16 protein-coding genes are annotated in these 20,375 nt (G+C 69.3%); 8 read left to right on the top strand and 8 right to left on the bottom strand.

Features of this window, described 5'->3' with window-relative positions; all coding sequences use genetic code 11:
* Window positions 1-247 precede the first annotated feature (247 nt).
* The 4 genes from PV646_RS43120 to PV646_RS43135 form a co-directional block, all read right to left on the bottom strand.
* Window positions 248-1,015 carry a GntR family transcriptional regulator gene (locus PV646_RS43120; RefSeq protein ID WP_319978268.1) on the bottom strand — a complete coding sequence of 256 codons (768 nt, stop codon included), beginning with the start codon at window positions 1,013-1,015 and terminating at the stop codon, window positions 248-250.
* A gap of 31 nt (window positions 1,016-1,046) precedes the next feature.
* The gene (locus tag PV646_RS43125) at window positions 1,047-1,880 is read right to left on the bottom strand and encodes a glutamate ABC transporter substrate-binding protein (RefSeq protein WP_500348790.1); all 834 of its coding nucleotides are present in this window, start codon (window positions 1,878-1,880) and stop codon (window positions 1,047-1,049) included.
* Between the two features lie 174 nt (window positions 1,881-2,054).
* On the bottom strand, window positions 2,055-4,709 hold the full coding sequence (locus PV646_RS43130; RefSeq protein WP_500348791.1) for a bifunctional acetate--CoA ligase family protein/GNAT family N-acetyltransferase: 2,655 nt from the start codon (window positions 4,707-4,709) through the stop codon (window positions 2,055-2,057).
* A 5-nt stretch (window positions 4,710-4,714) separates the two neighbouring features.
* Complete coding sequence (locus PV646_RS43135) at window positions 4,715-5,887, bottom strand: acetoin utilization protein AcuC (RefSeq protein WP_500348793.1); 1,173 nt, start codon at window positions 5,885-5,887, stop codon at window positions 4,715-4,717.
* A 61-nt stretch (window positions 5,888-5,948) separates the two neighbouring features.
* On the opposite strand from PV646_RS43135, the gene PV646_RS43140 reads away from it, so the two are divergent.
* Complete coding sequence (locus tag PV646_RS43140; protein ID WP_500348795.1) at window positions 5,949-6,554, top strand: DUF3558 domain-containing protein; 606 nt, start codon at window positions 5,949-5,951, stop codon at window positions 6,552-6,554.
* Window positions 6,555-6,570: 16 nt separating this feature from the next.
* On the opposite strand, the gene PV646_RS43145 is transcribed toward PV646_RS43140, so the two are convergent.
* A complete protein-coding gene (locus PV646_RS43145) occupies window positions 6,571-7,422 on the bottom strand; it encodes a sulfurtransferase (RefSeq protein ID WP_500348797.1) in 852 nt (283 codons plus the stop codon).
* Window positions 7,423-7,500: 78 nt separating this feature from the next.
* Here PV646_RS43145 and PV646_RS43150 point away from each other — a divergent pair, with 78 nt between their 5' ends.
* The 4 genes from PV646_RS43150 to PV646_RS43165 are packed head-to-tail and all read left to right on the top strand — an operon-like array spanning window position 7,501 to window position 12,377.
* Window positions 7,501-8,196 (top strand): iron-dependent transcriptional repressor DtxR, encoded by a 696-nt coding sequence (locus PV646_RS43150; protein WP_189159431.1) that lies wholly within the window; start codon window positions 7,501-7,503, stop codon window positions 8,194-8,196.
* On the top strand, window positions 8,193-9,368 hold the full coding sequence (gene galK / locus PV646_RS43155; RefSeq protein ID WP_500348798.1) for a galactokinase: 1,176 nt from the start codon (window positions 8,193-8,195) through the stop codon (window positions 9,366-9,368). The genes PV646_RS43150 and galK overlap by 4 nt, the downstream gene beginning before the upstream one ends.
* A 36-nt stretch (window positions 9,369-9,404) precedes the next feature.
* The gene (gene galE / locus PV646_RS43160; protein WP_500348800.1) at window positions 9,405-10,367 is read left to right on the top strand and encodes a UDP-glucose 4-epimerase GalE; all 963 of its coding nucleotides are present in this window, start codon (window positions 9,405-9,407) and stop codon (window positions 10,365-10,367) included.
* 6 nt (window positions 10,368-10,373) lie between these two features.
* Complete coding sequence (locus PV646_RS43165; RefSeq protein WP_500348801.1) at window positions 10,374-12,377, top strand: S9 family peptidase; 2,004 nt, start codon at window positions 10,374-10,376, stop codon at window positions 12,375-12,377.
* Here PV646_RS43165 and PV646_RS43170 read toward each other — a convergent pair.
* Complete coding sequence (locus PV646_RS43170; RefSeq protein ID WP_500348802.1) at window positions 12,347-13,387, bottom strand: DUF4192 domain-containing protein; 1,041 nt, start codon at window positions 13,385-13,387, stop codon at window positions 12,347-12,349. The genes PV646_RS43165 and PV646_RS43170 overlap by 31 nt on opposite strands.
* A 174-nt stretch (window positions 13,388-13,561) precedes the next feature.
* Window positions 13,562-15,325 carry a Xaa-Pro dipeptidyl-peptidase gene (locus tag PV646_RS43175; protein ID WP_500348804.1) on the bottom strand — a complete coding sequence of 588 codons (1,764 nt, stop codon included), beginning with the start codon at window positions 15,323-15,325 and terminating at the stop codon, window positions 13,562-13,564.
* 143 nt (window positions 15,326-15,468) lie between these two features.
* Here PV646_RS43175 and add point away from each other — a divergent pair, with 143 nt between their 5' ends.
* Together add and cutA are read left to right on the top strand one after the other, a co-directional pair.
* Window positions 15,469-16,470 (top strand): adenosine deaminase, encoded by a 1,002-nt coding sequence (gene add / locus PV646_RS43180; RefSeq protein WP_500348806.1) that lies wholly within the window; start codon window positions 15,469-15,471, stop codon window positions 16,468-16,470.
* The gene (gene cutA, locus PV646_RS43185) at window positions 16,467-16,778 is read left to right on the top strand and encodes a divalent-cation tolerance protein CutA (RefSeq protein ID WP_500348807.1); all 312 of its coding nucleotides are present in this window, start codon (window positions 16,467-16,469) and stop codon (window positions 16,776-16,778) included. Before add ends, cutA begins: the two co-directional genes overlap by 4 nt.
* Here the strand turns inward: cutA and PV646_RS43190 are convergent.
* Window positions 16,761-18,785, bottom strand: coding sequence for an ATP-dependent DNA helicase (locus PV646_RS43190; RefSeq protein ID WP_500348808.1), 2,025 nt, complete (start codon window positions 18,783-18,785; stop codon window positions 16,761-16,763). The two genes, cutA and PV646_RS43190, sit on opposite strands and share 18 nt — an antisense overlap.
* A gap of 289 nt (window positions 18,786-19,074) precedes the next feature.
* Between PV646_RS43190 and PV646_RS43195 the strand changes: the two genes are divergently transcribed.
* Entirely contained in the window at window positions 19,075-20,373 is a 1,299-nt protein-coding gene (locus PV646_RS43195) for a 6-phospho-beta-glucosidase (protein ID WP_500348809.1), read from the top strand.
* Window positions 20,374-20,375 lie beyond the last annotated feature (2 nt).

A 20,375-nucleotide genomic window follows, 5' to 3' on the forward strand; every position in this document is an offset into this window, starting at 1 on the left:
TGATGTCTTCCAAATCCGTCCGGCCGGTCGGGTCGACCCCAGCGGTGACTTCGAGAGTCCCGCCGGTTGATCCCGGGACGGGCCGAGCACGACGCGCGTGGGCTGGGTGACGTCGCGGCTCTGCCCGAGCCCGCCGAGCCGGTTCCCGTCGCCCCCGCACTCCGTCCACCTTGGACATCCGCAAGCAGTGGGTGCCGCTTCGGAGGCAGAAACCCTGTCCATGCAACACAAGCAGCGTCACGACGGACTAGCGGTCGGCGTGCAGCCTCGCGACGAAGCTGAACCGGTCACCCCGGTAGAGCGACCGGGCACGTTCGATCGGGTGCCCGTCGACGTCGTAGGAGACGCGGTGCAGCAACAGCATGGGCAGCGCCGGGTTCGTGCCGATCAGCAGCGCCTCGCGGGGCGTGGCGAGCACCGTCTCGACGCGCTCCTCGGCCTCGGCGAAACGCACGCCGAGGCGTTCGGTGAGGCACGCGTAGAGAGATCCGGCGGGGTCGAGCTTCTCCAGCAGGTCCGGGAAGCGGCCGAGGCTCAGGTACGTCGATTCGAGGCCGATGCGTTCGTCGTCGGCGAGCAGGACGCGTTCGAGGTGCACGATCGGGTCGCCGGGTTCGAGCATCAGGTCGCGGGCCAGGCCCTCGTCGGCGCCGAGCTCCTCGACCGTGATCACCGTGCGGTTCGGCTCGACGCCTTGCCTGCGCATGCCCTCGGTGTAGCTGACCAGCGACAACGGCTGGACGAGCTTCGGCGGCGCGACGAACGTGCCGCTGCCCTGGCGGCGGATGAGCTTGCCTTCGAGCACGAGTTCGCTGACGGCCTGGCGGAGCGTGACGCGCGACACGGAGAACCGTTCGGCGAGCTCGCGTTCGGACGGCAGGACGGTGCCTTCGCCGAGGTTCTCGACCAGGTCGAACAGCTCGGCCTTGACCGCGTAGTAACGCGGGACTCGGCCGTGTTCGGGGATGCCCGCGCGAACGGGTCGATCAGCGCGGTGCGGCGGGACGCGGTTCACGTGGCGTGAGCCTACGTGACGCCCCGTGTGATCACGGGGCCAGCTTCGGCGGGTCGGGAATCTTGTAGCCGGAAGATCCGATGTTCTGCTCCAGCGACTTGCGCCAGGCGCCCGTGTCGATCATCTTCTGCATCGCGGCCTGGACCTTGGCCTTGCTGCCCGGGTCGTCGCGGTGCAGGCCGACGCCGTACTCCTCCTTGCTGAACGGGTCGCCGACGACCCGCAGGAGTTCGGGGTTCTGGGCGGCGTAACCCGCGAGCAGCACGTCGTCGGTGGTGACGGCGTCGACGTTCTCCGCGAGCAGCGCCGTGACGCAGTCGCTGAACTTGGCGTACTCGACCATCTTCACGTCCTTCGCGAACTGGTCGCGGACGTACTCGGCGGACGTGGAGCCGGCGGTGGAGCACAGGCGGAGGCTGGCGTTGAGCGACTTCGGGCCGTCGATGCGGCTCTCGTTCATGCGCACCAGCAGGTCCTGGCCGGCGACGAAGTACGGGCCGACGAAGTCGACGATCTGCTTGCGCTTGTCGGTGATCGAGTAGGTGGAGACGACCATGTCGGCCTCACCGCTGGTCAGGAGCGTCTCCCGGTTGCCCGGCTGCGCTTCCTTCCAGGTGATGTCCTGCTCGGCGACGCCCAGTTCGTTCGCGATGTACTTGGCGACGTCGACGTCGAACCCGCGGTAGCTGCCGTCGAGCCTGCGCACGGACAGTCCCGGCTGGTCGTAGGACACGGCGATGATCATGCGGTCGCTCGAGCCGACCTTGGCGGCCATGCCCGACCCGCCGCCGCCCGCACACGAGGCGAGCAGGAGCACGGCCGCACATGTTGCCGCGACCAGGCGGAGAAGTGCTCTCGGCGTCATTCGTCCCTCTTACAGCGGTCATCCACCACAGCGTTTATTCCACGGGCGCGCGCCTGCGCATGATGGTCGGCGCTGCCCGGTGATGCCGGAAACCTAAGCGGCGAAAGGACGCATGTCCATACTTCTACGCGAATGAAACATCGGAATCGTTGCGGTAACTCATCAGTCCCGTGGTCACCGGAGACGGCGCGGACCGGCGTCGTGCAGGGACGGGGGCGGGCCGATGACGATGCGGGCGCTGCTCACGAAAGCCCCTGCGGCAGAAGCAAGAACGGGTTCGAGCTTGAGCGAACGCACCTCCGGAAGGTCCTCGGCCAGTGCCGCCAAACGGAGTACCAATTCCTGAAGTGCTTTCAGGTCCGCTGGTTCGTCACCCCGGTATCCGGTGAGCAGAGGCGCTGCTTTCGGCGCGGCAACGAGTTCCGCCGCGTCGGTGTCGGTGAGGGGTACCGCCCGGTAGGCCCGGTCGCCGAGGAGGTCGCTGACGAGTCCCGACAGTCCGAACCAGACCAGCGTGCCGAAGCTCGGGTCGTCCTGCAGGCCCAGGACGCAGCTGACTCCCTTGGGCGCCATGCGTTGCACGTACACGCCCGGCTTGCCGGAGAGGGCGGCGAGGTCGTGGTAGGCGGCCTTGACCGATTCGCGCTGGGCGATGTCGAGGCGGACACCGACGAGGTCGGTGCGGTGGCGCAGGCGTTCGCTGGTGGCCTTCATCGCGACGGGGTAGCCGAGTTCGTCCGCCGCCTCGACAGCTTCCTCCTCGCTCTGGGCGATGCGGAACGGGACGACGTCGATGCCGTAGCACTCCAGCAGTTCGACGGCCTTGCGGTCGTCGAGACGGACCTCGCTCGTCACGTCGTCCACAATGGACCTCGCGCGATCGAGGTCGATGCCCTCGGGCCGCACGAAGGTGCCCTGCGGCGCCGCGCGCCAGCGGGCGTAGCGGACGGTGCGGGCCAGGGCGAGCACGGCGCGTTCGGGACTCGCGTAGCTGGGAATGGAGCCCTTCCCGGGCATCTTCAGCTCGTCCGGGATGCCCTCGACCGCGAGGAACGTGGAGACGATCGGTTTCGTGCGGTGCGCGGCTTCCTTGAGCGCGCGGGCGTAGGCGGCGCCGGGGACGGCGATCGGGGGTACGAACACGACGACGAGGGCGTCGGTGTCGTCGCGGTCCAGGGCCTGTTGAACGGCCTTCGCGAACTCCTCCGGGGTGGCCTGGGCGCCGACGTCCACGGGGTCGCACGCGAGGTCCAGGTCCTGGGCGAGCAGCGTGTCGGCGGCGAGCAGGCCGATCGCGGTGGAGTTGCCGACGACGGCGACGCGCTTGCCCTGGGGCAGCGGCTGGTGGGCGAGCAGGAGCGCGGTGTCGAACAGCTGGGCCAGCGAGTCGACCCGGATCACGCCGGCCTGCTCGAACAGGGCCTGGACGCTCGCCTCGTCGACCTTCGCGCCGGTGGCGGCGAGACCGGGGACGACGGCGTGGCGGCCGGACTTCACCGCGACGATGGGCTTGGTGCGACCGAGTCTTCTCGCGAGGCGCGCGAACTTGCGCGGGTTGCCGAACGACTCCAGGTAGAGCAGGACGACGTCCGTGGCCGGGTCGGTCTCCCAGTACTGCAGCAGGTCGTTGCCGGAGACGTCGGCGCGATTGCCGGCCGAGACGAACGTCGACAGGCCGAGACCCCAGCCGGCGGCGTTGGCGAGGATGGCGGTGCCGAGGGCGCCGGACTGGCAGAAGAAGCCCGCGCGGCCCCGTTGCGGCAGCTTCGGGGCGAGGCTCGCGTTGAGGCGGACCTTCGGATCCAGGTTGAGCACGCCCAGTGCGTTGGGACCGACGACGCGCATGCCGTGCGCTCTCGCCTCCGCCGCGAGCCTGCGTTCGGCCGACAGCCCGTCAGGCCCCGTCTCGCCGTAGCCCGAACTGACGACGACGAGCGCCTTCACGCCCTTGGCGAGGCACCCGTCCATGACCTCGTCGACGCTGGCCGCGGGCACGGCGATGACGGCGAGGTCGACGTCGTCGGGGATGTCGAGCACGGTCGGGTAGGCCCGGACCCCCCGGACGGCCCGGTGCTCGGCGTTGACGGGGTAGACGGGCCCGTTGAAGTCGGCTTCGAGGAGGTTCTTGAGGACCGCGTGCCCGATCTTGGTGGGGTCGGTGGACGCGCCGATGACCGCCACCGACCTCGGATGCAGCAGGTTGTGCACGCTGCGGGCCTCGGCCGCCTGCTCGCGGGCCCTGGCGACGGCGACGGACTCGTCCGTGGGGTCGATCGCGAACTCCAGGTGCAGCACGCCCTCCTCGAACGCCCTGCTGACCTGGTAACCGGCGTCGCGGAACACCCGGACCATCTGCCCGTTCTCGGCGAGCACCTCGGCCTCGAACCGCGCCAGCCCGACCTCCCGGGCCGCGGCGGCGAGGTGCTCGAGCAGGATGCTGCCGAGCCCGCGCCCCTGGTGCCCGTCCTCGACGACGAACGCGACCTCCGCGCTGTCCCCTCGATGGCCCTCGCCGACGAGCCGATCGAACCGGCCGACCGCGACGATCTCGTCGCCGAGGAGCGCGATGAGCGCGACCCGGTCGTGGTGGTCGACGGTGCTGAACCGCTCGAGGTCGCGCTGCGGGATCCGGGGGTACGGCCCGAAGTACCGGAAGTACCGCGTCCGTTCCGACAGCCGCCCGTGGAACTCCCGCAGTTCGTCGGCGTCGTCCGGCGTGATCGGGCGCAGGTGGACGGTGCGGCCGTCGCTCAGGACGACGTCGGCCTCCCATCTCCTCGGGAAGTCGAACGGATCCCTTTGCGCGGTGTTTCCGACGGTGTCGGTCACTTCTGTCAGTCCCTGGGGTCGTCGGGATCGAGTCCGTGCAACGGGAAGACCGCACGCCGGGTCTCGCGGATCGCCTTGTCAACCGGCTCCTCCGCGTCCCCGCCCCACGGTTGGTACCCAGCGTCGCACTCATCAGTCATGGACGCAGGCAAAGGCCAGTTCGGTGCGACCCGTGTCGCATGGGCGACCCAGTCCGCCGGCAACGGCCGGTTCGGGTCGACGTCGCGGTCCAGCACCGTGGCCAGCAGGTGCGTCCAGGACCGCGGTACCACCCTGAGCAGCTCGTACCCGCCGCCACCGAGCGCGAGCCACTTGTACCCGTGCTCGTCGACGAGGTCCCGGAACGCCTGGTAGATCGCCCGATGCCCGTCCACGCTCAACGACAGGTCCGCGAGCGGGTCCTCCTTGTGCGTGTCGACGCCGCACTGCGTGACCAGCACCTGCGGCCGGAACGCCCGCAACAACGCCGGCACCGTCGCGTGGAACGCCCGCATCCACCCACCGTCGCGAGTCCCGGCGGGCAACGGCACGTTGACCGCGCTCCCCTCGGCACCGGCACCGCCGACCTCACCGGCCCACCCGGTACCGGGCCACAGGCTCATCGGATGCTGGTGCAACGAGATCGTCAGCACCCGCGGGTCGTCCCAGAACGCCGTCTGCACACCGTCCCCGTGATGCACGTCGACATCGACATAGGCGATGCGCTCCACCCCGCTGCGCAACAACCACTCGATGGCCACCGCGCAGTCGTTGTAAACGCAGAAGCCGGCCGCACTGTCCGGCATCGCGTGGTGCAACCCACCGGCGATGTTCACGGCCCGATCCGCCTCCCCCGACGCGATGGCCCGAGCCGCCGCCAGCGACCCACCCACCACCAACGCCGAAGCCTCGTGCATCCGCTCGAACACGGGGTTGTCCGCCGTCCCGAGCCCGTGCCCGACGTCCCACCCGGCTGTGGGCGCGGCCTGCACGGCGCTCAGATACCCAGGCTTGTGCACCAGCTCGATCTCTTCGTCGCTGGCCGGTTCGGGGGCCCGCACCTCCACGCCGTCCAGCACCCCGAGCGCCGTGGCGAGCCGCATCGTCAGGTCGAGCCGGACCGGGTTCAGCGGATGGTCGCCACCGAGGTCGTACCCGAGGAAGGACCTGTCCCAGACAACAGCGGCTGGCTTACCCATGACCAGCAACCTACAGTCGCGGGCCCGGAACCGATCTCACCGAACAGGGGTCAGAGGCGACATGCACCTGAGACCAGCGGCCATCCTCCTCGCACTGGGCCTGACCCTCGCCGCAATCTCGGGCTGCGCCGAACAGGTCAAGGGCACCGCCACAGCGGACGCCGGCGCGATCCAAGAACCCGCCGACCCCACCACGACCTCGAAGAAACCGCCGGCCAGCACCGCGACCTCCAAGCCGGCGAGCCCCACCACCGCCCAGAAGAAGGGCGACGTGAAGATCACCACCAAGAAGAAGACGACCGGCCTGGAGACCTGCGGCGTCCTCAAGGCCTCGGACATCGAGGCGGCCACCGGCGGCAAGTCCACGGCGGACGGCGGCTGCATCCACACCACGACCGGCCCGTCCGCCGTCATCACCCAGATGGTCACGGTTCCCGAGGTGGCGGACCAGGACGGCGAGAAGAAGCAGATCGAGATCGGTGGCAACACCGCGTGGCAGGTCAGCCCCGCCAAGGACGACTGCCAGGTCACCGTCATGCTGACCGACGACCCGACCGCCATCACCTCGGCCTTCTCGGTGAGCGTCCTGGCCGTCGAGGAACTGGACACCTGCGGCATCGCCCTCAAACTGGCCACCGACGGCTTCAACCGCATCCCCAGCGCCTGACACCCACCGGACCAGGTCAGTCGCCGGTAGCGACCTCCCGGTCCAACGCGCACCAGTTGGACCAAGACCCGGCGTACAACGCCGCCGGCTTCTCGGCCGACGTGATCCCCGCGACCTCCAGCGCGAGCACCACCGACGAGGCGGTCACCCCCGACCCGCAGTACGCGCCGACAGCCACACCACCCGACACCCCGAGCCCACCGAACCGCGCGGCCAGCTCCTCCGAGCCGAGCCACCGGCCATCCGCTCCGACATGACCGGTGGTCGGCGCGTTGAGCGCACCCGGGATGTGCCCGGCCTTGGGGTCCACCGGCTCGGTCTCACCGCGATACCGAGGGGCGGCCCGAGCGTCGAGCAGCACCCCCTCCGAAGCGAGCGCCGCCGCCCCGTCCGCGTCAAGCACGGGCATCTGCCCAGGCCGCACCACGACGTCACCAGCGGCATCGCCCTTCAGCGCCTCCGGCACGTCCGCGGACACCGGCAGCCCAGCGGCCTCCCACGCGGCGAACCCGCCGTCCAGGACCGCGACCTCACCGAACCCGGCCCACCGCAGCAGCCACCACACCCGCGCGGCGACCGACCCGTCCCCCGCGTCGTACGCCACGACCTGGGCACCTTCGCGCACACCGGCACCGCGCAGCACCTCCTGCAACCGCTCCGAATCCGGCAGCGGATGACGGCCCCCGATGCCGGGCGGAGCGGACAGCTCCGTGTCCAGATCCAAGTACACCGCGCCGGGCACGTGGCTGACCTCGTAGTCTTGGCGTCCGGGTGGTCCACCGAGACGCCACCGGACGTCCAGCACGACGGTGGCCGGACGCGCACTCAGCGCGTCGGCGAGGGCCTCAGGAGTGATCAAGGGATGCACGGCTCACATCCTGCACCCGCGCGGACACCTGTGTCCCCCGGCACGACTACCATTGACACCATACGAAGGGGAGCGGGTGTGAACGACCTCATCGACACCACGGAGATGTATCTCCGCACCATCTACGAGCTCGAAGAAGAGGGCGTGGTGCCTCTGCGCGCCCGCATCGCCGAGCGCCTGGGCCAAAGTGGACCGACGGTGAGCCAGACCGTCGGCCGCATGGAACGCGACGGCCTGGTGGTCGTGGCGGAGGACCGCCACCTCGAGCTCACCGAGCAGGGCCGCAACCTCGCGATCGCCGTCATGCGCAAGCACCGGCTCGCCGAGCGCCTCCTCGTGGACATCATCGGGCTCGAATGGGAGCACGTGCACAGCGAGGCATGCCGCTGGGAGCACGTCATGAGCGAGGCTGTCGAGCGCAAGCTCATCAAGCTGCTCGGCAACCCCACCACCTCGCCCTACGGCAACCCGATCCCCGGCCTCGACAAGCTGGGCGACGGCGAGCCGGCCCCGCCCGCCGAGGCGGACCTGGTGCGCGTGGACGAGGTGGCCCGCCGCGGCGGGGGCCGCGTCGAGGTGCGCCGCATCGCCGAGCACGTCCAGCTCGACCCGGACCTCATGGCCGAGTTGAAGGACGCCGGCGTCGTGCCGGGCGGCACCGTGGAGGTCGAGGCGCTCGGTGGCGCCAAGGTCATCCAGGTGCGCGGCGGCAACGGCAACACGGCAGAGCTCGACCCCGCGGTCGCCCACGCCGTCCTGGTGCTCGCCCGGTGACCCAGGCGACGACACCGGCGGAGAAGGCCGCGGAGGCGTTCGAGCGCCAGCACGGACGCGCTCCCGAGGGAGTCTGGTCGGCGCCTGGCCGCGTCAACCTCATCGGCGAGCACACCGACTACAACGACGGCTACGTGCTGCCGTTCGCGTTGCCCCACCGCATCGCGGTCGCGGCGTCGCCCCGCACCGACGGCGTGATGACCGTCAGCACGATGGGCGACGACGGCGGGGTACAGGTGGCGGACCCGGTCGTGGTCGCCGACCTAGTCCCCGGCACCGTCAAGGGGTGGGCCGCGTACCCCGGTGGCGTCGCCTGGGCCCTGCGCGAGCAGGGCATCCCCGTTCTCGGCGGGGCGGATCTCGTCATCGCGGGCGACGTGCCCGCAGGGGCTGGTCTGTCCTCCTCGCACGCCCTGGAATGCGCCGTCGCGCTCGCATTGCTCGGCCTCGCCGGCGTCGAGGCCGAGCGGCCTGACATCGCGCGCTGGGTGCAGCACTCCGAGAACGACTTCGTGGGCGCACCGACCGGCATCCTGGACCAGACGGCATCGCTGTGCTGCATCGAAGCGCACGCCCTGTTTTACGACGTGCGCTCCGGCAAGCCGGAGCAGGTCGCGTTCGACGCGGCTGCCAGCGGGCTCGAGGTCCTCGTCATCGACACCCGTGCCAGCCACGCTCTCGTCGACGGCGGCTACGGCGCCCGGAGGGCGGGCTGTGAGCGTGCGGCCGGCATCCTCGGCGTTCCGGCGCTGCGCGACGTCGACATCGCCGAGCTCGACCAGACGCTCGTCCGGCTGCCCGAAGAGCTGCGTCCGCTGGTGCGGCACGTTGTGACCGAGAACGACAGGGTTCTGCGCACCGTCGAGCTGCTCCGCACGGGCCGGCTCGCCGAGGTCGGCCCTCTCTTGTCCGGCTCCCACACGAGCCTCCGGGACGACTACCGGGTCTCGTGCCTCGAGCTCGACGTCGCCGTCGACTCCGCGATGGCGGCCGGCGCCTTGGGCGCCCGGATGGTCGGTGGCGGTTTCGGTGGCTCGGCCATCGCCCTCGTGCCCGTCGAACGGCACGACGAGGTCGAGCGGTCCGTGCTCGCCGGTTTCGCCTCGCGCTCGCTCACGCGGCCGAGGCTCTTCACGGCGGTTCCGTCCGCGGGTGCGGGCAGGGACCGGTAGCCAAGAACGATCTTGACCAGGAATGCGAGGACTGTGGTGAAGCTGCTCGTCACGGGCGGGGCCGGGTACGTCGGCAGCGTGTGCGCCGCCAGGCTGCTCGAAGCCGGACACGAGGTGGTCGTCCTGGACGACCTCTCCACCGGCCACGAGGACGCCGTCCCCGCGGGAGCGCGCTTCATCCGGGGCGACATCGCCGAGGTGATCGGCGATGTCCTCGCGGAAGGGTTCGACGGTGTTCTTCACTTCGCGGCGAAGTCCCTCGTTGGCGAATCCATGCAGGACCCAGGCAAGTATTGGACGGGCAACGTCCTCACCGCGATTCGTCTCCTCGACGCGATGAAGGATCACGGCACGCCGAAGCTCGTCTTCTCCTCGACTGCCGCGACGTACGGCGAGCCGCGGGAGGTGCCGATCCCCGAGAGCGCCCCCACCGCGCCGACCAACACCTACGGCGCCACCAAGCTGGCCATCGACCACGCGATCACGTCGTACGCCGCCGCGCACGGCCTGGCGGCGACGAGCCTGCGGTACTTCAACGTCGCCGGCGCCTACGGCAGCATCGGCGAGCGACACGCGACCGAGACCCACCTCATCCCGCTCGTGCTGCAGGTCGCGCTCGGGCAGCGCGACCACATCTCGATCTACGGCGAGGACTGGCCCACCGAGGACGGCACCTGCGTCCGCGACTACATCCACGTCCTGGACCTCGCGGACGCCCACCTCCTCGCACTCGAGAACGCCACCGCCGGCGAGCACCGGATCTACAACCTGGGCAACGGCACCGGCTTCTCGGTCAAGCAGGTCATCGACACCTGCCGCGAGGTCACCGGCCACCCGATCCCCGCCGTCGTCGCCCCGAGGCGCGCCGGCGACCCGGCCGTCCTGGTCGCCTCCGCCGAGCGGGCCCGCGCCGACCTCGGCTGGAAGCCCGAGCGCGCCGACATCACCGGCATCGTCCGCGACGCGTGGGAGTTCACCCGCGCCCGGCACGAGGCCTGAGCCGGGATGACCGACTTCGCCTCCTTCGAGAGCTACAACGCCACCGCGCGGCTCGCGTCGCTCGCGCTGTCCCCGGACGGCACCCGGCTCGTCACGGTCGTGTCCACGCTCGCGCCGGACGGCAAGACGTGGCAGGGCGCTCTCTGGGAGGTCGACCCCACCGGGGAGCGGGAGGCCGTCCGGCTCACCCGCTCCGCCAAGGGCGACTCCTCCCCCGTGTTCGCGCCGGACGGGTCGCTGCTCTTCCTCTCGGCTCGCCCGGACCCGCTCGCGAAACCGGGCGAGTCCAAGGACAAGAAGGCGCTGTGGCGGCTTCCGGTCCGAGGCGAGGCCGCCGAGGTGTTGCGGCCGGGCGGCGGAGTCGGTCAACTGCGCGCCGCCGGCGAGACGGTGCTGTTCACGTCGTCGGCGTACCGCTTCACGGAGTTCGGCGACGAGGACGACGCCAAGCGCAAGGCTCGCGAGGACGCGGGCGTGACAGCGATCCTGCACGAGTCGTACCCGATCCGGTACTGGGACTCGGACCTCGGCCCGGCCTACCCGAGGCTGTTCGCGGCCCCGCTCGCGGACGTCACCGCCGGGACGATCTCCGGTCTGAGCGAGGACGCCGAAAGCCGGCTCAGTGACGAGGACGTCGCGCTCAGCCCGGACGGGCAGTGGGCCGTCTACGGCCACAACGCCGACGTCAGCGCTTCCTACGGTCGCCGCACCGAACTCCGGGTCGTGTCCACGAATGGCGGCGAGGCACGGACCATCGCCTCCGCGGAAGGTTTCTCCTTCCACGGTGCGACGTTCACGCCCGACTCCTCCGCCGTGATCGCGATCCGGTTCCGTGATTCCTCCACCGACGCCCCTCACCGGCGTGACCTGGTGCGCGTCGAACTGGCGGACGGCTCGATCACGCCACTGGCGCCCGATTTCCAGGAGGAACCGGACCACCCCGTGGTGAGCCCGGACGGGTCGGCGGTCTTCTTCACCGCGAGCCACCTCGGCCACCAGCCGCTGTGGCGGCTGGACCTCGCGAGCGGCGAGATCACGAAACTGACGGTCTCCGGTTACTACAGCGATCTGGTCGTGGGCCCGGACAGCAAGACGCTGTACGCCCTTCGCAACTCGATCGACCACCCGCCTCAGCCGGTGCGACTCGCCGCCACCGGAGCCGACCAGGATCCGGAACGGCTGCGGGCGCCCGGTGCCCTCGACTCCGTGCCCGGCACCCTCACCGAGATCTCCACGGTCGTCGCCGACGGCAGGACGGTCCGATCCTGGCTGGTGCTGCCGGAAGGCGCGTCCGCCGACTCCCCCGCGCCGCTGGTCCTGTGGGTCCACGGTGGCCCGGTCATGAGCTGGAACGGCTGGACCTGGCGGTGGAACCCGTGGCTGATGGCAGCCCGCGGCTACGCCATCCTGCTGCCGGACCCGGCCCTGTCGACCGGGTACGGGCCCGACTTCATCAAGGCCGGCTGGGGCCGATGGGGCGCCGAGCCCTACACCGACCTCATGGCCATCACCGACGTCGCCGTCGAGCGAGCCGACATCGACGCCTCCCGGACCGCCGCGATGGGCGGATCGTTCGGTGGCTACATGGCCAACTGGATCGCCACCCAGACCGACCGGTTCCGCGCCATCGTCACCCACGCCTCCCTGTGGCACATCGACGCGTTCTCCGGCAGCACCGACAGCTCCTACTTCTGGATGCGGGAGATGGGCGACCCCCTCACGCAGCCGGAGCGGATCCTGGCGAACTCCCCGCACCTGCGGGTGGCTGACATCAAGACCCCGATGCTCGTCATCCACGGGGACAAGGACTACCGCGTTCCCATCGGTGAAGGGCATCGCCTGTACTTCGACCTCGTCCGACACGGGGTCAATGCGAAATACCTTTACTTCCCAACCGAAAACCACTGGATCCTCACCCCCGGGAACTCTCGAGTCTGGTACGAGACGGTGTGGGCGTTCCTGGCCGAGCACGTCCTGGATCAGGGCTGGGAGCGGCCCGAACTGCTCTGATCGCGGCCGAGCAGCTCACGGGCGCTGTCCAGGTATTTCACGGACAGCGCCCGCATCTCTGACGGTGGGAACGCGGCACTGACGGCGGCTCGGACGAGCTTGCTCAGCGCGTGGCCGGGACAGGCTTCCTCGGCGGCGTCGAGCGCGATGGACGCGATCCCACCATCGCCGCGCTGGTAGGCGTAGAACGCGAGCAGGCACGCGGGTTCCGCACGTTCCGGTGCAGGGCAGGCCCTGGTGAGCTCGAGCCACAGGCGTTCGGCGAGCCTGGATCGGGGCTGCACCGCGAATCCCATGCTCGCGTCGCGCACCTCGGGATCCGCCAGCGCCCTCGCCAGAGCGACGATCTCCTTGTCCGGCAACGGTCCCGCGCGGTGCTCCACGGCATCGATCGCATCGCTCACCCGGCGCAGTTCGGTCGTGGCGTCGGCATCGGCAGAGGCCGTGATGAGCTCGTCGAGCAAGGTGGATCTGCGTTCCAGTGCCTCAGGCGGGTCCAGCGTGAGGATCGCGGCCATGGCCGCGCGCGACTCGAACGTCACGTTGCCCTCGTGTGCCGACGCGGCTGCCACAGCGGACAACCGGGGATCCGGCAACGTCCCGTGGCAGTCGATGTCGAGATAGCACAGCCATTGCGCGTCCTTCTCGCACGACGGCAGCCACACGGCCTCCACGACGTCGATGCCCACGCCGCCCAACTGATGTCTGAGGACCTTGACCAGTGGCTCGTGCGGCAGTTGCTCCGGCATGTGTTCGGACGGCGGGCACACGACGACGAGGATCACCTCGGACGCGTCTTGTTCTTGTAGCGGACCTTCCAGCTGGGCCGCGAGCTGGCCTCGATGTCGTGGGCGTGGAAGGTCGACGCGCATGGTCATGCTGACCAGATGGTCTTTCAGCACCAGCACGACCAGCGAATCTGTCGGGTGGAACCCCATCAGGTGCGGGATGGCGGCGTAGAGATCGCCGGCGTCGCGCACTCGGATCGGCTTCGAGAGGGTTGAGGGCATGGGCTCACTGTGGGCGGTGGGGCCGGGTGGTGAGCCGGGTTGGGTGTGAGGTTGTGGACAACTCGGCGGTTGTGAACAGGTTGAGATCTTGAGGTGCCCGGGAGCGGGGTTTTGTCGGGGGTGGGTGCTAGGTTGCCGCGCTTCGGTCCCGGGAGACCGAAGCGCGGCGTCACATCAGAACGACTGGAACACGGTGCCCCAGCCACCGACGACCGGCAGTTCCACCGACGTCCGGGTGAGGTCCAGCGACAGGCCGGCACCCGGCTTCGGGCGCAGCGTGTAGTCGTAGTCGCTGGAGATCACGACGAACTCGAGCCGGTGACCGGCCTGCAGGACGTAGTCGTCCGGCACGATCGGGACCTCGACGTCGTAGAACTTGCCGGGCTTGATCGGCGACGTCCTGTCAGGCCGGTCCCGGTTCTGCGGGTCGGTCGAGCCGCGCGTGATGACGTGCGACCTGCCGTCCGCCGCACGGTCGACGAGCAGCGTCGACACGTTCGCCGCGGGCCGGTCGAACGCGACCCGCAGGTTGGCCGTCGACTTGCCCGACAACCGCACCGGCTTCTTCGCCGGCTCCGAGGTGTAGGAGAGGCGGTTCGGTGAAGTCGCCAGGTCGATCAACGATTCGGCCGTCTTGGTCGCGTCGTCGGTCAACTGCTCGACGCCGCGGCCGGGCAGGATTCCGAGGCCGCCCTTGGTGGAGCCGCCCGCGGACAGCCGCAGCCGCACGTCGGACGTGCCGGGAGCCGGCCAGTCCTTCTCGTCGACCCACGTCTTGTCCTCGCGCTGCAGCGTCGCCTTCGGCTCCTTGTCGATGCCGTTGCGGTGACCCCACAGGTACTGGGTGAACCAGCGGTTGAGCGTGCGCCGCCACTCGACCGAACGCAGCGTGTCGGCGTCTGTGTGCCCGGACTGGTGCAGCCAGATCTTGTGCGGCGTGCCGACCTTCTTCAACGCCGAGTACCACTGCTCGACGTGCGTCATCTTGACGTTCCAGTCGTTGAGCCCGTGCACCGCCAGCACGGCCGCGCGGACCTTGCGGACATCGTTCATGTAGTTGCGCTTGTCCCAGAACCGGCTGTAGTCACCGGTGACGCGGTCCTGGTCCTTCGCGATCTCGGCGATGATCGGCTTGCAGATCTCCCTGTCCGCGCGCGTGTAGACGTACTCCGCGAGCACGTCGGCGTCCTCACCCTGGAACGTGCCGGGTGCGACGACGGCACCGTCCGCGCGGTAGTAGTCGTACCAGCTGGAGATGGCGGCGATCGGCACGATGGCTTCGAGGCCACGCACGCCGGTCGACGCGACGGCGTTGGGCAGCGTTCCGTTGTAGGAGACGCCCATCATGCCGGTCTTGCCGGTGGACCAGGTCGCCTTGATGGCTTCGCCTGTGGCGGTACGTGCGGTCGCACGGCCGTTGAGCCAGTCGACGACGACACGTGCGCCGATCGTCTCGTTGACGTCGCCTGTGGTCGGGCAGCCCGTGGACTTGCCGGTGCCGAGCGACTCGGCGTAGACGACGGCGTACCCACGCGCGATGAAGTAGGCCTCGTAGCGACCCGACGTGATCGGGTTCGGGCCGAGAGCGGCGGTGATGCGTTCGTCGGAGGAGGACTTCAGCAACCGGCCGTTGCGCTTGTCCGGCACGTACAGCTCGACGTCGACGTTGTGGTTGGCAACGTCGTTACCGCCCGAGAAGTACGGGCTGACCATGTAGACGACGGGGACCTTGAGACCGCGTTCGGTGGCACGTGGCCGGACGACTTCGGTGTAGACCTCGTCGTCCTTGCCGTCGCGGTCGCTGTCGACCGGTGCCCGGACCCAGAGGCTCTCCTTCACCACGTCCTTCGGATCGAAGACGGGTTGCGCCTCGCCGTCCTTGAACACCGGCCCTTCGGCGGCTTGGGCCGTCACGGGCAGGAATGGCAGAACCAGCACCGCTGTCAGCAGTGCAACTCTTCGTGCGCCCCTCACGAGGCACCCCCAATGCGGAAGCCAGAGACAGGGATCGCCCTGCACCCTCTCCTTTGACTGCAAGACATGTCACCCGTCGAACGGCCCTTGACCTGAGAGCATGGACCGTGCACATTTCCGACTTCGTCCACGCGTTGCCGAAGGCCGAGCTGCACGTCCACCTCGTGGGCGCGGCCTCCGTCGACACCGTCCTCGCACTCGCGCGCAACCATCCCGGCGGGCGGGTGCCGACCGACGAGGCCACTCTGCGGAAGTTCTACGAGTTCAGGGACTTCCGGCATTTCATCAATGTCTACGGCATCGTCAACGACCTCGTCACCACCGGTGAGGACATCCGCACGCTCATCGTCGGATACGCACGTGACGCCGCACGGACCAACATCCGCTATGCGGAGCTGACGATCAGCGCGACGAGCCACCTGCGGGCGGGCATCGCACCCGACGAACTCGTCGAGGCGTTGAAGGCGGGCCGGGACGAGGCGCTCGCAGAGCACGGTGTCGCGTTGCAGTGGATCTTCGATGTTCCCGGCACCTGGGATCGCGACTGGGGCGTGACGAGCGCGCGGTTCGCGACCGAGTACCGGCCCGAGGGACTGGTCGGGTTCGGGCTGGGCGGGTTCGAGTCGGACTCGCCGAGGGCGAAGTTCCGCGAGGCGTTCGCGATGGCGCGCGACGCCGGGTTGCACATGGTGCCGCACGCCGGTGAGACGACGCCGCCCAGCGAGATCTGGGCCGCGCTGCGCGACCTGCGCGCAGAACGGATCGGGCACGGCGTCAGCGCGGTGCAGGACCTCGAGTTGGTGCGGCATCTCGCCGACGAGGGCGTTGTCGTCGAGGTGTGTCCGACGTCGAACATCCGCACTGGCGCGGTGGCGTCGCTGGACGAGCATCCGTTGCCACGGCTCGTGGAGGCCGGTGTGCCCGTGACGATCAGCACGGACGACCCCGGCATGTTCCACACCGATCTCGACCGCGAGTACCTGCTGTGCCACGAGCGGTTCGGGTTCGGCCGCGACGAACTCGCCGGCCTCGCACAAGCCTCGGTGCGGGCGTCGTACGCGCCTGCCCAGTTGAAGGACCAGTTGCTGAAGGAGATCGACGCCCTGTGAGTGTGAGCGTGGTGACGACGACCGTCGGCTCCGAGGAGGCCGCGGAGTCGCTGGCGAAGGGCATCGTCGAGGCGCGGCTTGGCGCGTGTGTGCAGATCGTGCCGATCCGCAGCGTCTACCGATGGGACGGCGAGGTGCGCGTCGACGCGGAATGGCAGTGCGTCGTGAAGACGTCCACCACCCGCGTCGACGAACTCGTCGCGCACATCAAGACGCACCACACCTACGACGTGCCGGAGGTCGTCGTCACCCCAGTGGCCGGAGGCAACGACGACTACCTCGCGTGGGTCTTAGAGGAGACCTCTTAGGTGACGCGGCAACGGCTCGGTGTGCAGGACCCCGAGCCGTTGCGTCGCCCTCGTCAACGCCACGTAGAGCTCACTGGGTGACATGCGTTGCGGTTCGACGACGAGGACGACGTCGAACTCCAGCCCTTTCGACGCGCGAGGCGGCATCCAACCTTCGCCGATGACAGCAATCGTGCGTTCGTCGTGTGCATCCGCGTGCGCGTCGAGCTCGTCGCACACGGCCGCCGATATATCAGTCACGCGGCGAGCCCACGGACGTACACCGGCTTCGCGCACCGACACCGGCGCCGACGCGTCGGGGTCGACGAGCTTGAGCACCGGGGTGGCGACGGCCATGATCTCGCCGGGTGTGCGGTAGTTGACCTCCAGCCGGCGGTAGGTGAACCGGTCGAACACCGAGCCCCAGCTCCGGACGCCGCTCGCCGCCTGGCGCTGCGCCAGGTCGCCGACGACGGTCATGGACTTGTTCGGGCATCGGCGCAGGAGGACGCGCCAGTCCATCGCGGACAGCTCCTGCGCTTCGTCCACGACGACGTGACCGTAGGTCCACGTGCGGTCGTCGGCGGCTCGTTCGGCGAGAGTGCGCTGGTCACGGACCTCGTGCCGGGCGGCCAGGACGTCGGCGTTGACGAAGTCCGTGACGATGTACTCGTCGGAATCCGCGCGCTTGTCGATCGACAGGACGTCCATGACACCACGCGCGTATTCGAGCTGTTCCTCCTCTTCACGTCTCGCCGCGCGCTCCGCGGCACCGTCGGATCCGAGCAGGTCGGCGAGCTCGTCCAGCAACGGCACGTCGGACACCGTCCACGCCCCGGCGTCGGGCCGGTACAGCTCCGGTGCGCCGATCCGGAAGCAGCGGCCCTCGTACAGGTCGGCGAGCAGCTGTTCCGGCGTGAGCAGCGGCCACAGCCTGTCGACGGCATCGCGCAACGCGGAGCTGTTCCGGAGTTCGTGGCGGACGTCCTCCTCGATCTCCGGCCAGTCGACGCCGATCAGCCGCAACGCCGGCGCGACGAGTTCCTCGGCGAGCGCGAGGAAGAAGTACTTGCGCGCGGCGTTGTGCGGGAGCCCGTAGTAGCGCGTCTTCTCCCGCGCGACGGCGGCGACGTGCGCGTCGAGCGGGACGACGACGTCCTCCAGCTCGATCTCGACGGGCTCGTCGGGAAGCTCCTGCCGGTCGGCGACGGCGACGGCGAGCAGGTCCAGAACTGATATATCGCCTTTCAGCCGTTGCAACAACGGGGCGTCCTCGACGCCGGTCGCGACGCCGGGGTACAGCTCGCCGGGTGTCGCGAACACGACGTCGGTCTCGCCCAGCGACGGCAGGACGTCGCCGACGTAGTGGAGGAAGCCTGTGTTCGGGCCGACTATCAGGACTCCGTGGCGCGACAGGCGTTCACGACGCGTATACAGCAGGTATGCCACGCGGTGCAGGGCCACCGCGGTCTTGCCGGTGCCGGGGCCGCCCTCGATCACCAGCACGCTGGGGCCCGAATACCGGATGATCTCGTCCTGCTCGGCCTGGATGGTCGAGACGATGTCGCGCATCGTCGCGGTCCGCGGCGCGTCGAGGGCGTCGAGCAGAGCCGTCGTGTCGGTCAGCAGTTCGTCGTCGTGGAAGTCGCACAGCTCCCGGTCACGAACGCGGAAGTGCCGCCGCAGCACGACACCCTCCGGGTTCGCGGCTGTCGCCGTGTAGAACGGCCGCGCCGCCGGTGCGCGCCAGTCCAGCAGCAGCGGTTCGAAGTCGTCGTCGAAGAGCCCGACGCGTCCGATGTAGGTGCAGTCGCCGTTCTCCGAGTCGATGCGGCCGAAGCACAGCCCCGCTTCCGCCGCGCGGTACTTGCCCACATCCCTGGTCAGCATCTCGACATGGGCCTCCCGGTCGAGCCGCGGGGTGACCGTGTCCCGCAGTGCGGCCGCAAGGTCGGCGACCGCTTTGTTCCGTTCTTTGTCGAGCTTTTCATACAGAGAGGTGATCCGTGCCTGTTCGCTCGCCAACACCTTGCCCCCTGTGATACAATCTTCTTATCTTCCCGGAAAATTCATTCCGAAAATACAAAGCCATTCTTTCTATCACACTTCAGTCGTGCGTGGCACCCTTTGCGAGAGCCCGCGATGAAAATGATCTGGCTGGTCAGCGGCTCAGACGACCGGACTCAGGCTCTCAGGACACCTAAGTTGTGGTTCCACTACCCGACCTCCGCTGATTCGCCGTCGACCGCACGTGGAAATGTAGGATTCGACGAAACGGTCGATGACGCGGAAGAGCCGGAATGGACGTGGTCGAGGCATGAAGCTGGTCATCCTGGGCGGCGGCGGTTTCCGCGTACCTCTCGTCTATCGCGCGCTGCTCGCCGACCGCTCTCCTGGCCGCGTGACCGAGGTCGTGCTGCACGACCTGGACGCCGCGCGGCTCTCCGCGATCGGCGGCGTTCTCGCCGAACTCGCGACTGATGTGCCGGACGCGCCGGTGGTGACGACGTCGACGGACCTCGACGGGGCGTTGCGAGGCGCGGACTTCGTGTTCTCCGCGATCCGCGTCGGCGGGCTCGACGGGCGCGCGGCCGACGAGAGCGTCGCGGCGGGCTGCGGTGTGCTCGGGCAGGAGACAGTCGGCGCCGGCGGAGTCGCATACGGCCTGCGTACCGTGCCCGTCGCGCTCGACATCGCACGCCGTATATCGGTGAACGCTCCGGACGCGTGGGTCATCAACTTCACCAATCCGGCCGGCATGGTCACGGAGGCGATGTCGGCGCACCTCGGTAGTCGCGTCATCGGCATCTGCGACTCCCCCGTCGGGCTCGGCAAGCGGGTCGTGCGGGCGGTCGGCGCCGATCTCGAGGACGCATGGCTCGACTACGCCGGTCTCAACCACCTCGGCTGGCTGCGGGGCGTCTACGTGCGTGGGCGTGATGTGCTGCCGGACCTGCTCGCGGACACCGGGCGGCTCGAGTCGTTCGAGGAGGGCAAGCTCTTCGGCTCGGAGTGGCTGCGGACGTTGGGCGCGATTCCGAACGAGTACCTGCACTACTACTACTTCACGCGTGAGGCGGTGGCGTCCGGCGCGTCACGGGGGGCGTTCCTGCTGGAGCAGCAGAAGAAGTTCTACGCGGCGCCTTCGTGGGACAGCTGGGAACGTACCCGTCTCGAGCGCGAGCAGACGTACATGGCCGAGACCCGCACCGACGAACGCGACAACGACGACCTCGACGGCGGCGGCTACGAGCGGGTGGCCCTCGACCTGATGCACGCCATCGCGTCCGACAAGCGAGCCACCTTGATCCTCAACGTGCCGAACAGGACGACGTTGGCGTGTCTCGACGCGGACGCCATCGTCGAGGTGCCGAGCCTTGTCGACGCGAACGGCGCGCGGCCCGTCTCGGTCAGCCAGGTGCCGGACGAGGGTGTCGGACTCGTCACCGCGCTCAAGGTCGTCGAACGCGCCACCATCAAGGCGGCCATCAGCGGTGAGCGTGCGCATGCTGTGAAAGCGTTGGCGCTGCATCCGCTAGTTGACTCCGTGACCATCGCGCGGAAGATCGTCGACGCACATCCGCTCCTGTCCGGTGTCTTCCGCGCTAACTTCTGAGG

This window comes from Streptomyces sp. ID05-26A, from assembly GCF_033794685.1.
GTDB lineage: Bacteria > Actinomycetota > Actinomycetes > Mycobacteriales > Pseudonocardiaceae > Lentzea.

Bases quoted from the DNA above. Each gene is read 5' to 3' on its own strand.
- PV646_RS43125 (WP_500348790.1), bottom strand. From the start codon at position 1,880: ATGACGCCGAGAGCACTTCTCCGCCTGGTCGCGGCAACATGTGCGGCC.
- PV646_RS43135 (WP_500348793.1), bottom strand. From the start codon at position 5,887: ATGGGTAAGCCAGCCGCTGTTGTCTGGGACAGGTCCTTCCTCGGGTAC.
- PV646_RS43140 (WP_500348795.1), top strand. From the start codon at position 5,949: ATGCACCTGAGACCAGCGGCCATCCTCCTCGCACTGGGCCTGACCCTC.
- PV646_RS43165 (WP_500348801.1), top strand. From the start codon at position 10,374: ATGACCGACTTCGCCTCCTTCGAGAGCTACAACGCCACCGCGCGGCTC.
- PV646_RS43170 (WP_500348802.1), bottom strand. From the start codon at position 13,387: ATGCCCTCAACCCTCTCGAAGCCGATCCGAGTGCGCGACGCCGGCGAT.
- PV646_RS43195 (WP_500348809.1), top strand. From the start codon at position 19,075: ATGAAGCTGGTCATCCTGGGCGGCGGCGGTTTCCGCGTACCTCTCGTC.